At 48.3% G+C, this 12,647-nt stretch carries 14 protein-coding genes, 1 tRNA gene and 2 pseudogenes; 9 read left to right on the top strand and 8 right to left on the bottom strand.

All coding sequences use genetic code 11. The features are described from left to right. Window positions 1–158 precede the first annotated feature (158 nt). A tRNA-Asn gene (locus tag BS639_RS02465) sits at window positions 159–234 on the top strand. Window positions 235–617: 383 nt separating this feature from the next. On the opposite strand, the gene BS639_RS02470 is transcribed toward BS639_RS02465, so the two are convergent. After that, window positions 618–1,010, bottom strand: coding sequence for a cell envelope integrity TolA C-terminal domain-containing protein (locus BS639_RS02470; protein ID WP_055783708.1), 393 nt, complete (start codon window positions 1,008–1,010; stop codon window positions 618–620). 194 nt (window positions 1,011–1,204) lie between these two features. Beyond that, window positions 1,205–1,726, bottom strand: coding sequence for a DUF2938 family protein (locus BS639_RS02475; protein WP_139804029.1), 522 nt, complete (start codon window positions 1,724–1,726; stop codon window positions 1,205–1,207). 76 nt (window positions 1,727–1,802) lie between these two features. Between BS639_RS02475 and BS639_RS02480 the strand changes: the two genes are divergently transcribed. Then, the gene (locus tag BS639_RS02480; protein ID WP_084982188.1) at window positions 1,803–2,201 is read left to right on the top strand and encodes a helix-turn-helix domain-containing protein; all 399 of its coding nucleotides are present in this window, start codon (window positions 1,803–1,805) and stop codon (window positions 2,199–2,201) included. 285 nt (window positions 2,202–2,486) lie between these two features. On the opposite strand, the gene BS639_RS02485 is transcribed toward BS639_RS02480, so the two are convergent. After that, entirely contained in the window at window positions 2,487–2,918 is a 432-nt protein-coding gene (locus tag BS639_RS02485; protein ID WP_055783783.1) for a fosfomycin resistance glutathione transferase, read from the bottom strand. Window positions 2,919–3,244: 326 nt separating this feature from the next. On the opposite strand from BS639_RS02485, the gene BS639_RS02490 reads away from it, so the two are divergent. The 3 genes from BS639_RS02490 to arsC all read left to right on the top strand — a co-directional run bounded on the left by BS639_RS02490 (window position 3,245) and on the right by arsC (window position 5,446). Beyond that, window positions 3,245–3,598 carry a metalloregulator ArsR/SmtB family transcription factor gene (locus BS639_RS02490; RefSeq protein ID WP_055783706.1) on the top strand — a complete coding sequence of 118 codons (354 nt, stop codon included), beginning with the start codon at window positions 3,245–3,247 and terminating at the stop codon, window positions 3,596–3,598. A gap of 95 nt (window positions 3,599–3,693) precedes the next feature. After that, window positions 3,694–4,977: an arsenic transporter gene (locus BS639_RS02495; protein WP_084982176.1), complete on the top strand. Its 1,284-nt coding sequence runs from the start codon at window positions 3,694–3,696 to the stop codon at window positions 4,975–4,977. A 40-nt stretch (window positions 4,978–5,017) separates the two neighbouring features. Further along, window positions 5,018–5,446, top strand: coding sequence for an arsenate reductase (glutaredoxin) (gene arsC / locus BS639_RS02500; protein ID WP_084982177.1), 429 nt, complete (start codon window positions 5,018–5,020; stop codon window positions 5,444–5,446). Window positions 5,447–5,711: 265 nt separating this feature from the next. On the opposite strand, the gene BS639_RS02505 is transcribed toward arsC, so the two are convergent. Next, a complete protein-coding gene (locus BS639_RS02505; RefSeq protein WP_084982178.1) occupies window positions 5,712–6,614 on the bottom strand; it encodes an AraC family transcriptional regulator in 903 nt (300 codons plus the stop codon). A gap of 126 nt (window positions 6,615–6,740) precedes the next feature. Here BS639_RS02505 and BS639_RS02510 point away from each other — a divergent pair, with 126 nt between their 5' ends. From BS639_RS02510 to BS639_RS02525, 4 genes are all read left to right on the top strand, one after another. Further along, window positions 6,741–7,229 (top strand): hypothetical protein, encoded by a 489-nt coding sequence (locus tag BS639_RS02510; protein WP_084982179.1) that lies wholly within the window; start codon window positions 6,741–6,743, stop codon window positions 7,227–7,229. Between the two features lie 108 nt (window positions 7,230–7,337). After that, complete coding sequence (locus tag BS639_RS02515; RefSeq protein WP_055783701.1) at window positions 7,338–7,934, top strand: TetR/AcrR family transcriptional regulator; 597 nt, start codon at window positions 7,338–7,340, stop codon at window positions 7,932–7,934. Between the two features lie 50 nt (window positions 7,935–7,984). Further along, on the top strand, window positions 7,985–9,439 hold the full coding sequence (locus tag BS639_RS02520; RefSeq protein WP_084982180.1) for an MFS transporter: 1,455 nt from the start codon (window positions 7,985–7,987) through the stop codon (window positions 9,437–9,439). 55 nt (window positions 9,440–9,494) lie between these two features. After that, window positions 9,495–9,812, top strand: a complete 318-nt coding sequence (locus tag BS639_RS02525) for an EthD family reductase (RefSeq protein WP_055783699.1) — start codon at window positions 9,495–9,497, stop codon at window positions 9,810–9,812. Window positions 9,813–10,009: 197 nt separating this feature from the next. Here the strand turns inward: BS639_RS02525 and BS639_RS02530 are convergent, their stop codons facing one another. The 4 genes and pseudogenes from BS639_RS02530 to BS639_RS24865 form a co-directional block, all read right to left on the bottom strand. Further along, the gene (locus BS639_RS02530) at window positions 10,010–10,498 is read right to left on the bottom strand and encodes an OsmC family protein (protein WP_055783698.1); all 489 of its coding nucleotides are present in this window, start codon (window positions 10,496–10,498) and stop codon (window positions 10,010–10,012) included. A gap of 199 nt (window positions 10,499–10,697) precedes the next feature. Then, window positions 10,698–10,997 (bottom strand): annotated as a pseudogene (locus BS639_RS02535) (integrase core domain-containing protein); the annotation flags it as partial. Window positions 10,998–11,307: 310 nt separating this feature from the next. After that, a pseudogene (locus BS639_RS02540) lies at window positions 11,308–12,224 on the bottom strand (ArdC family protein). A gap of 147 nt (window positions 12,225–12,371) precedes the next feature. Beyond that, complete coding sequence (locus BS639_RS24865) at window positions 12,372–12,524, bottom strand: hypothetical protein (RefSeq protein WP_158086916.1); 153 nt, start codon at window positions 12,522–12,524, stop codon at window positions 12,372–12,374. Between the last annotated feature and the right edge of the window lie 123 nt (window positions 12,525–12,647).

Genomic DNA, 12,647 nt, shown 5'->3' on the forward strand with positions numbered 1-12,647 from the left:
CTTGCCGCTTCAACTGCTGAGCAAAAATGGTTATTTGTTAAACTCATTTAGCATATATATCAATAATTTGACTATTTTAACAGCAAGTGACGCGTTATTTGATTTAACCCTTTGACATGCAGGCCAGCAGTCTCTATTATTCGCCTCGTTCACACGATTCCTCTGTAGTTCAGTCGGTAGAACGGCGGACTGTTAATCCGTATGTCACTGGTTCGAGTCCAGTCAGAGGAGCCAAATTTAGAAAAGCCCGCACAAGGAAACTTGCGCGGGCTTTTTGTTTTTGGGATGCCGGGTATGGGCGAAGACCGGACTGAATGTTGTGATGTGACCCTCGCTGGGGGAACCGTGTCCGCTTCTACCTTTGGACAAAAATCATCGGCGTGTCACTTCCCAGCGAATCTTGCCAGTGAACTTGGCCTCTAGCTGTTGAAGAGAAAGAAGGATCCATAAGGCCCACTTTATCAAGCCACCGGAAGCTTTACGGTATCATGCCACCGCCCCATACAATTCCTGAGTCTACAACTTTATTTCAAATCTAAAAGGGTACTCAGTGGCCTAAGCCAACGACCTCGTTCAGCTCTGAGTGATAAGCAGGCATCCTCATAGCCATAACAGTACTATCCCCTCATACTAAAGCCAGATTTTTGAAAATCTCGGTATACCTCAGGATGGGTAAAGGCTGGGAATTTGGCTTTCTGAGCTGCTGATTTTAACGCTTCGCAATAGGCTTTATTTCCGTTACTGGTTGATATGTTTGAAACCGTGCCATCCATTGCAAATTCTAAATGTAACCTACATTTCTTTCCCTTCCAGCTTTGTGGATCGGCAATTTTAGCATTTATTGCGGTCCTGATTGCCCGCGCTTGCGCGCCCCATTCATCCTGATCATCCCAAGTGCCAGAACCGCAATTACCCATTGCAGAGGTTTTATGGCACCCAGAAGGATGCAACGGGGTGCAACCCGTTGCCAAGGTGGCCACAACTGCCAGCATAAAAATTTTCTTTACCATTCCACGCGCTCCTACTCCTTTGACATGGTTTATAACGTCCCCCCCTATTATACAATTGCGAAAGCAATTTGGGGCAGCTTTGAGCGAAGAGCAAACATTAGCCCCTTTTATTCGGGGCTTACATAATCTTATTTTGCAATCTAAGAATACGGGTGAAGCAAGAGAGCATGGTTAATCATCTGGCCGTCTGTCAGTCAGCCGATAATGGCTAGAATCAAAGGTTTTACCCCCCAAGATTTAATGACGAGGGCCGCAATATAAAGCCCGCATCCATATGCTAAGTGCGTGAACACACTTAGTAGCCGAGCCAGCCACGGGCGGGGTGTGCGGGACGCAGCTATGCCAAAACCTAATGCGGGCTGCAGGATTATGAACGGCGCAAATAAAGTTAACAGACCTGCCAATAGAGCCGTCATGAAAGAAGGTTCATGGAACCAAGTTGGCCCCATAAGTAAAAGCGGTATAAAGGCAAAAAGTATTCCGGTCACATAATGAAATGCCCAGCCCGTTAAAAATTCCTTACGTACTGATGCTGTTGAAAGAATCGTGTTATGCCAGAGCTTTCCTCTGGGCATCCATAAAACCCAGCGCCCAACCAGTGCATAATTCAAAGGAGGTACGTTAATGATGTGCTTCTGGAACAGTGACCCTACATCCATAACAAGCGTTGCGCTGATGCCTGTTATAACTGCTTGAAAAACAATAACCCTATCCAATTTTTTGCGTCCTTATTTTTTGGTGAATGTTAAGCTAGTCAGCAGTGTGCAACTTAAAGTGAGGTTTAAGTCAATGATAGAAGAGCTGGATATAAGAGAAGTTGCCGATCTTTCCGGCGTTCTGCCTTCAACATTACGATTTTACGAGAAGAAAGGATTAATCAAACCTGTCGGCCGTAACGGGCTAAGAAGGCAATATCATAAAAATGTGCTGAATAAACTGCAGCTGATAGCACTAGGGCAAGCTGCTGGATTTACTCTGGATGAAATGGCGGTAATGTTAAATACAGAAGGCCGGACAGTAATCGACCGTGGGCTTCTTCATCAACGTGCCAGGGAAATTGACGGCACTATTCGCAGGTTGAAGCTGTTAAGCAGAGGGCTGAAGCATGTTGCCCGGTGTACAGAACAGGAGCATACCGATTGTGGAGAGTTCAAAAATGTCGTTGTGAGAGGACTGCGAATCATCAGGTAGCGGCGTCTCCGTCGTAATTCATGATTGCTTACCGCAACTATGATGAGCAACTGTAAGTACCCTTGAAGCTCTCGCGACAATATTTAATGTCCCATTTTCTGGTTTTTAACCCTCATCAGAATGACTACTCAGCGATACTCTCTACGTCCTCTTCCGGCACGAAGCTGCCAGTATAAGAACCGGAGGCAGCTTTGAGCAAAGTCCGGATGTTGACTTTAAAAATGCGCCGGAAGTAGAAGCGCTTCGTTAGAGTCTGCATTGACCGGTGCCGTTTACTCGATTTATTCAAACGTCCTCGTTAGGCGCCCTTTCAAAGGACGAGAAGAACTCCATTTCTTCATAAGGATGATTTTTACAGGCGCTGAGGCGGCTATCCAAATCTCCGTCATGAACTTCCAATTTGTGTCCATCCGGATCCAAAAAGTAGAGGGATTTTCCTTCGCTCTTGTTTGTTTTCCACTCTGTAACACCCGATGATTTTAGGTAATTGGCATACACATCGAAATCTTCACTTCGGATGCTGAATGCGTAGTGAGTGTAGTCCTCCCGGCTAGTCACTGCATCAGCAGAGAGACATAACCACAGATTTCCGAGACATAGGTAAGCTCCACGGGTCCATCTGGCCTTGGGTATAAAACCAAGAGTATTAACGTAAAAATCAAAACTTCTTGAAACATCACTTACGGCGATTGTTATGTGATTCAATCCTTTTAGCATGCATAGTCTCTTCAGCAGGGTGCAGGTGGTTAAGTTTTCCCAAGAGTACTTCAGCTCATCGCCTACGTGAATCGAAAGTGTGAGGTCCGCTCCTGGCACAAAACTGCCTACTGCCACAACGAGAACAACGATGAGTGAGCGGCAGATATTGAATATCCAATTGCTCAAATAGGCCTCTATTAAACTAATCAGGTAAACCACATATTATCCCCTCCTATAAGACACCCCAACTCTCCTGACATAATACATATGAAATTATGAATATATTGTTGACTCAATACTTGCAAGAGGCGACACTTGCCCTAGTCCTTTACTCAGGAATTCGTATGCCGCAACTTATACCCCTGCAACTTTTCAAAAATCTGTCTGACCCTACGCGACTCAGTCTGGTGCTGCTGCTGCGTGAGAAAGGAGAACTCTGCGTCTGTGAGCTTTCATCTATCCTGAAAGAAACTCAGCCCAAAATATCCAGGCACCTTGCCCTCCTCAGAGAAAGTGGCCTCCTTCTCGACAGACGTGATGGCAAATGGATCCATTATCGTTTGTCACCACACATGCCCGCATGGGCAGCTGTGGTCATTGAGCAGGCTTATCTGTGTCAGCGGGATGACATTCTGAATCTTAGCCTGCAGGCTGAACGCGATAACGCCACTACCCACGGCAAGCCTATTTGTATTTAAAAAATTTGACTTAACATATGCGTTAAAACAAATATGTTATACCTCACTTTTCATCAGCCCGGTTTGCCGGCAGTTATCTTTAAGGAGAAACAGCTATGTTTCTGGCGGTCACTATATTTGTCCTGACGCTGGTTTTGGTCATTTGGCAGCCCAAAGGGCTGAATATAGGCTGGAGTGCCGTCATTGGTGCCGCACTGGCGCTGCTGACCGGTGTGGTTCACCCTAGTGATATTCCGATTGTCTGGCAGATTGTCTGGAACGCCACAGCCACCTTCATTGCCGTTATTATTATCAGCCTCCTGTTGGATGAGTCCGGCTTTTTTGAGTGGGCCGCGCTGCATGTGTCACGCTGGGGAGGCGGTAAAGGCAAGCTGCTGTTCACCTATATCGTGCTGCTAGGGGCGTCGGTGGCGGCGTTGTTTGCCAACGATGGAGCAGCACTGATCCTGACGCCAATTGTTATCGCTATGCTGCTGGCGCTGGGTTTCAGTGCTGGTGCCACGCTGGCGTTTGTGATGGCGGCAGGCTTTATCGCCGACACCTCCAGCCTGCCACTGGTCGTCTCAAACCTCGTGAATATCGTCACGGCTGACTTCTTTGGACTGGGGTTCAGCGAGTACGCCTCGGTAATGGTTCCGGTCAATCTCGCCTCCGTGGCCGCTACGCTCGTGATGTTGCACCTGTTCTTTCGTCGGGATATTCCTGTCAGCTATGACCTGGCGAAGCTGAAAGCGCCACGAGAAGCCATACGCGACTCGCGCACCTTTAAAGCGGGCTGGGTGGTATTGCTTCTGCTGCTGGTCGGCTTTTTTGCCCTAGAACCGCTTGGCGTGCCGGTAAGCCTGGTAGCGGCAGTGGCGGCTTTTATTCTCTGGCTGGTTGCTTATACTGGCCAGGTCATTAATACGCGTAAGGTGCTGAAAGGCGCGCCCTGGCAGATCGTTATCTTCTCTCTGGGTATGTATCTGGTGGTATATGGCCTGCGCAACGCTGGCCTGACGGATTACCTTTCTACCGCCCTGAACCGGTTTGCAGAGCACGGTGTCTGGGGTGCAACGTTTGGCACCGGTTTTCTTACCGCGGCGCTCTCCTCAGTAATGAACAATATGCCCACGGTGCTGGTTGGTGCGCTTTCCATTGAAGGCACTTCTGCGCAGGGCGTGGTGAAGGAGGCGATGATTTACGCCAACATTATCGGCTGCGACCTCGGCCCGAAAATCACCCCTATTGGCAGCTTGGCTACCCTGCTGTGGTTACACGTCCTAGCTCAGAAAAATATCAAGATAAGCTGGGGCTACTATTTCCGCGTGGGCATCATTATGACCCTGCCCGTGCTTTTCGTGACATTGGCCGCGCTGGCACTGCGCCTGTCCTTTTAACCTATAAATATCCGGTAAGACCGCATCTGGAGAACGGCTAATGACTGAAATTACCCTCTACCACAACCCCGCCTGCGAAACGTCCCGTAATACCCTAGCGCTCATCCGCAACAGTGGCGTCGAACCGGCAATCATCCTGTATCTGGAAATGCCGCCGACGCGCGATGCGTTAAAAAAACTCATTGCGGATATGGGGATCAGCGTGGACAAACTACTTCGCAAAAATACCGAGCCCTATACGAAGATGGGGCTGGCGGCAGGCCGGTTCAGCGATGACCAGCTGCTGGACGCCATGTTGGCCTATCCGATTCTGATCAATCGCCCGGTGGTGGTGACTTCGCTCGGCACCAGGCTCTGTCGTCCGTCAGAAAGGGTTCTGGATATTCTGCCTTCCCCACAGCGTGGCGCGTTTGCCAAAGAGGACGGTGAACTGGTGATTGACGAGAGCGGCAATCGCGTCAGCCAATGATTTTCAGCCGACGGCTGCTAAAACGATAATCCTGAAAGTAAAAGCCGGCATCTGCCCGCTTTTCGACACAGTGATTTAGTTTACAAAAAATACGAGTGGGTATCATCTCCAGTCATTGGAGAACAACAGTAGCAGATAAACTTGAGTTTTTTCTCGTGCCGAAACTCAGCTGTCACGGCATCCCAGATACTGAATGAATCGTTTTACCGCATGAGAAGCACTTTTCTTAGTTAGTTTTTTCTACTCCAGCTCGTCGTAATGGTCACTAATTTTGTTCTTCCGCTATTTTCTGGCCGCTATCCTCTCGTGGGGATCGGCCAAAATAAGCTTTGTATGCCCGGCTGAAAGACGCTTCGGATTCATAGCCAACCGCAAAACCTACTTTCCCTATGCGGCTATCGTTTTTTGAAAGCATGGCTTTTGCCAGCCTCAGTCGCCATTCATTTTGATAGCGCAGCGGTGAACGTCCCACCAAGCGATTAAAGCGTTCGCAAAACCCTGATCGTGACATTCCGGCTATCGAAGCAAGTGCATCAATGCGCCATTGTTGTCCGGGTTTTTCATGGATTGCTCTAAGTGTGCGGGCAATGTTCTCATCAGACAGACCTCCAAGCCATCCTGATGCAGAGCCCTGTTGGACCCATGTTCTCAAAATTCGAATAACGGTAAGATCGATTAAACGCGAAACCATCAATGCGCCACCTGGCTGCGAGTCATTGGCCTCTAATAACATAAAATGAAGTATGCCTTCAGCCCAAGTAGACGTATCGATCTGTTTGATATGGATAAGATTGGGCATTGCAAACAGCATCGCTTGAAAACTGCTGGCATCGAACCAAAATCGACAAATAACTACCTGCGTATTCCCCTCACTCATGATGATATTTAACGATGCCGAGTCGTGAGGGAGCAATACAATATCGCCCTGACTGATGGTAACTTGCTGCCCATCGATGCCCTCTATTTGCATCTCACCGCTTCGAAGCACGCAGACGTGGGCACTTTTTGCATCCAATTCAAGCCGTTCACCAAGCGCCAATGAGGAAGAGTAGACGCGATCCCCAGTGAGGCGAATTTGGGCCAGTACCTGCGAGAGAAGATCCCCTGAGGCAAGCCCTTCCAAGCGCATCTCTGGAAGAATGGTCAAATTTTCGAGTGATTCGGTCATGTCTGTTCCACCTTGGTTCTGATAGCTTAAGCATCGTAATCTTAACGCTTCAACGCTGTCATTACTGACACTTTACAGCGATGAAGGTTATCTCCTTCAAAAGATCTATCAAACAGGAATAGTCGAATGTTCGGAATAACTCCGCTTGGTTGGGTACACACATTAGGAAGCCTACCAGCCGTTCCATTAGCTGCTTATATGTTCATCAAACATGGCCGCATAGTTCCTCGGTCAAAGGCCGGCTTGGCCTACTTCCTTTGCATGTTGATCGGCTGTTGCACCGTTTTTCTGGTGGCACATCAGCCCATAAGTCCGGCAATTGGTGCCGTCACTCTCTTATTGTTACTCGCAGGTTACACAGTGGGTTTCATCCCCTGGAAAGGGCAAGCGGGCGTATACCTGGAAACCATCTTACTGAGTCTGACCGCATTTTTGCTGATGGTCCCGACAGTATCTGAAACATTGCGTAGAGTGCCTGACCGCCACCCTATTGTCACAGACCCACACTCTCCGTTGCTCAGCGGTGTTCTTGGGTTTATTACCATCGTTCTGGTAGTCGGCGTGACAGCACAAGTATTTTATATAAGAAAACAAAGCAGGTACGTTGCTCGGTAACTCATTAGCCTTAAAGCTAAACGCATTAAAACTTGATGTTCTCTCAAAGTTGACGCTAGAATAGGAACCAATCAGTTTCTAAGTACACAATAAAAAGGGAGGAACAAGATGACAAATCCGACGGGCAGTGGGCGACCGCGTGAATTTGAACTTGACGCCGCAGCCCATGATGCCATGCAGGTCTTTTGGGATAAAGGATATGAAGGAACATCCTTGCCCGATTTAATTGCAGGCACTAGATTATCGCGCGGTAGCCTCTACAAGGCCTTCGGCGATAAAAAAGGTCTGTTATTGGCCGCGCTTGATTTGTACATGTCCAAAGGGTTACGGGAGACTGCAAATTTGCTCTCCCGTTCTGGCAAGGCTAAGAACACCATACGTGAGTCACTTTTACGCTACGCGCAACTTTCATCAGGTGATCTAGGGTTACGTGGATGTCTCGTCGTTTCATTAGCGACTGAAATGGCGGCGCATGATGCTGAGGTGGCAGAGCGAGCCGGACGCATGTTCCGACGTTTGCAGCAACTTTACGCAGGTGCCATCGTACGCGGTCAGGCAAACGGTGAGATCCCAGAACGCGATGAGCAGGTTATGGCACGTTTTCTGGTATGCCAAATCCAAGGGATGCGAGTGCTGGGTAAAACTGGAGCGCCTGAAGCAGACATGATTGCTTTGGTCGATTGTGCAATGCGCATTCTAGAATAAGAAATTTTTTTACCTAATTAGGGACCAATCGGTTCCATATAGAGGCTTTTATGTCAACAACTCATGCTCAACCTGATGAGCCACGGCGCTGGGCCATGTTTATTGTACTGCTGGTTGGCACGTTCCTCCCGCCGCTTGATTTTTTTATTGTCAATGTTGCGCTTCCTTCGATTCAGGGAGAGTTAGGCACTTCCTCCTCAGCAGAACAATTAGTTATTTCCTCCTACGCAGCATTTTATGCCGTGACATTAATTACCGGTGGTCGGTTAGGTGATCTTTACGGACGTGGCCGAATGTTTTTTCTTGGCCTTGTAGGCTTTACGGGCGCATCACTGCTGTGTGGCTTTGCATGGTCTCCATGGGCGCTCATTGCCGGGCGTATTTTGCAAGGCTTGACGGCAGCTGTTATGGCACCTCAAGCACTTGCCTCTATTCAGGTCATTTTTCCCGAATCTGAAAAACCGCTCGCACTCAGCCTGTATGGCGCGATGTTCGGTCTGGCTTCCGTTATCGGACAGGCTCTGGGTGGCATCTTGATTTCATTGAACCTGTTTGGTTTAGGATGGCGAGCCATTTTTCTCGTTAATTTGCCAATCGCACTGCTGGTCATCCTGTTCGGTCTCCCTTTACTCAAAGAAACGCGGGCCAAGCATGCAGCCAAATTGGATCCGGGCGGCATGCTGTTATCCCTATTAACACTGAGTCTGCTGATCGTACCTTTAATCGAAGGCCGTGCCTTCGGATGGCCTTGGTGGGTATGGTTATCTTTTATTGCTGTCCCACTGCTGGCAAATCTGTTTTGGCGCTATGAGACTCGACTCAGTCAGAGAGGCGGTACACCGCTGATCGACCCGGTAGTGTTCCGCATGCCGGGTTTAGGGAGAGGCTTGATGGTTGCATTGATGTTTTATTCCATCGGCGTTTTCTTTCTGCTCTTTTCGGTCTATTTGCAAGGTGCCTTACATAAAAGTGCTCTAAGCGCAGGACTGGTGTTTCTGCCATTCGGTACCGGATTACTGCTAGGCCCACTGTTGACCGCTTTTTTAAAGCGTTTTGTAGGGAACTATGTCAATCCCATTGGCATGGGGTTGGAAACCCTGGGATTGATTGGCATGGCATGCCTAATCCTAAATACAACCATCGGGGCGTCTCCCTCAGCCGTACCGCTTACTTTACTGCTGTTTGTCATCGGCTTTGGACAGGGTCTTGGGCTGCCAACGTTGATGCGGATGTTAACAGGCCGTGTTGCCCCTGCTTTCTCGGGCATGATTGCCGGGATAGCGAGTTCAACTTTACAAATCAGTACCGCGCTAAGCGTTGCTGTCATTGGAGGGATTTTTTACACACTCCTCGGCGACAGTAATAGCGCAGCAAATATCACGCATGCATTTCTTGTCTCAATTCTCTGTATCGCCTTCTGTCTGGCTTTGGGAGCAGGACTGGCTATTAAGCTTGCTCGGCAATCTGCTGATATGTCTGCGTTTAAAGAGCAAGCAGTCCGTTAAATTATGCACTTTTAAGTAACACATAAATTATTGATTCATCTACTAGGAGAAAACTATGAGTATTTATGATTCGCAGGTGGTTGTGTATGTGACTTATCAAGGAACGCCGGAGGACCGATTTGATCGGGAACATTACAATAATGTGCATCTCCCGCTGGTGATGCATTCATGGGGTAAGTATGGTTTGTTAAACGTCACCGCATTCTATCCTGCACGGGAAGAAACGGGAACGGTCGCCGTTTGCGAATGCATCTTCCGAGATGAGGCGGCAATGGAGGCTGTCTTTTCCTCCCCGGAAGTGCCTACGGTGATGGCAGACGTGCCAATTTTCACCGATCTCACCCCCGTACGCGTGCGTGCGCAACTCTTATAAAGCAAGGTAGGATAAGTATGCGCTGCTGCTCGGTAGCGCATACTGAAACTGACCTCCAGAGATTAAGAAAAAACAAAATAGATGATTCTTTAGTTGTGGCGAAATTTACCGGCAGCTTTGAGTGTAAAGCGGAGGTTTGGCTGAAACAGTCACTGTCAGCTATCGTCCCGCTGACCGGCGTTATTCAGCATTAAGCCTTACACCGTTGCTGAATGCGCTTCGTCAGAGATAATAAATTCAGGGTCATAGCTCACAGGGAAGTTTACCGATCTGGCAATAAAGCACACTTTATGGATCTCATGATGAATAGCCATTGCAGCATCAGTATCAGTCCCGGCTACGACAGTAATTTTTGGCCTGAGTACGGCGGACAGGAAGCGGCCAGCGCCATTTTTTAATACCTCACCTGTGGCTACCGGTGAATCTTCATAATGCATTACCGTGATGCCCGCATCTGAAGCCAGATGTAAATACCACAGCATGTGACATGCAGAAAGAGAGGATATAAGCAGGTCTTCTGGATTCATTTTACCAGGGTCACCCCCCAGTATAGGATCATTAGAACAATGTATGATTTCCTTTCCAGCAACAGAGATATCCCATGTCCGGTCATATGAACGATAGCCTGATGTCCCTTTCCCCAGGTTTCCTGTCCAACATATATGTGACGAATAACTGTGTTCCATAAATTTCCCGCTCCAGTTCTTAATGTCTGAGAGTTAGCAATACACTCTCAGTCAGCCAATGAAATTAAGATTCAACTGCTTTTGAAATTTTCCCCACTCTCCTCGCCGCTTTCAGTCACGCCTCGATGAAGCACGATGTACCGCAATTCATTGTCAAAGTACTCGCACAGATGGCATTGTAAGCACACCCGTTTTAGTTTCACACACTTTTTGAGATTTCCGGTTTCTCAGCCATCAGCGGGTGTTCTTCCGGAGTCAGGTTATTCAGGGATTAATGGGGACGCTCACTGTTATATTCATTCAGCCAGCGTTCCGTGATTTCCCGTGCTTCATTCAACGTTCTGAACAGATAAAAATCCCGGATTTCTGTCCGGTATGTCCGGTTAAAACGTTCGATAAAAGCATTCTGTGTCGGCTTACCCGGTTTAATAAATTCCAGCATAACCCCGTATTCTTCTGCCCATTGTGCCAGTGCAAGCGACACCAGTTTAGACCCGTTAGCGGCGACAGCCGCAACGCAGAAAACAGCATAATTTTAAGAGGCGTTCCGCAGATTGCGGCTTAGTATGAGAAAGAATTTAACCACCTATGGGCAGAAAGTGAAATTTTAGCACAGGCCTATTAAATGTCTGCAATTTTAGCCAGCACTTACGCCCTACCCTCGGCATTGTTCACATACCCACAATCGCCCCCTACCGGCTTGCCCCGCCGGTAGAGGTGCTCCCGTTCGCGGGGGCGGCTTGTTAGCCTCCCCCGCTTCACTAACTTCGCTCATGTGGATATGTGGGCAATGCTCTCTCCCGTTCCCCTCAAAATCTCATCAAATAACGATGCGCTTTAGATGCGGCGCTGGCCGCTTTAAAAATGTAGCGTTTATCGTTTTTCAGTGATTTCAGTGATTTCAGTGATTTCAGTGATTTCAGCCATGATGCAATATAGCTTTCATGCTGAACCTCTCCCACAACGCCTAAATCAGCCATCAGGAAGGCGCTTCCAAGTTCGACAATCAGTTCTTCAAGGCGTACCCTTTCGACCCAAACTTCCCTTTAATTTTACGATTTAAGCGGCTTTTCGCCCCGCTCCAATGTGTCAGTTCATGCAAGCCGGTGGCGTAAAAATTCGCGGCATCGGTAAACAAATGACGCTCCGGCAACCAAATTTCATCCGTTAGTGGTTTAAAAAATGCCTGTAGGCCACGTTCTGTAATGTTCGCGCCTGTACGCTGGAACAGTGCTTCAACCTGCCCCAGCGGATCAAACTCTCCTACCTCCAGTGGTTCAATCTCGGCGCTCATTTCCAGCCCGTCGATTTGCTCAACATTAAACACGGTAAAAGTTTTCAGCATGGGGATTTTTTCGATCTCGCCATCTTCAGCTTCTTTTTCCAGCGTATTGGAAAAGATGGCTGTAGTACCGTGCTCACACTTACGAACCTGTGCACCCTGTTCCTGAGACTGTTTGTAGGTCAACCAGCGGGAATCATTAAACCCTTGCTTTGCAGCACAGCACCATAACAGCATGATATTCATCCCGCAGTAGGCTGTGCCGGTGGTGAAATTTGACGGAATACCTGACACCGCACTATTACACTTCCACGGACACACCCACGGCTTAACACCCATGTTTAGCGCTTCGATGATGCAGTCAGTCACAACTTGGTAAACATCTGTCTTGGCGTTGCCTTTAGAAAATTTCGTTTTTGAGGAGCTTGACTGCTCGTCCTTCACGGAGTCGTTCTGGCCAGCAAGGGCGCGAAGCGGCTATGCATTACCTTGCTGACCAGGTTGTGACGGGGAACGATTACCGGAAGCTGATATGAAGAAGAAAGGCTCACAGGAGAAAATGACGGCGAGCATACTCGTACTTAGCGCCCCTTATGCCGCAGTGGTGAAATGCCGTTGTGTCTGCGATGGAAGCTCGGAGGGGTGAGACAGCTCGCCTGACTCAATGCGGAAGCACGACGTAGCGCCCGGACGCTGTGACCCTCCCCCAAAATCCTGCTTCATACAGAAATAGAATGCCTGCATGATAAACACTCCCCTGAATGAAGATTGTGTCGATGAATAAGTCACAGTCCCAAATATCTAAACTTCTTTCAAATAATGAGTAAGTTAAGACACATAAGACTCTAATAAATCACTATTTTGAGA

Source organism: Rouxiella silvae (assembly GCF_002093625.1).
GTDB classification, from domain to species: domain Bacteria; phylum Pseudomonadota; class Gammaproteobacteria; order Enterobacterales; family Enterobacteriaceae; genus Rouxiella; species Rouxiella silvae.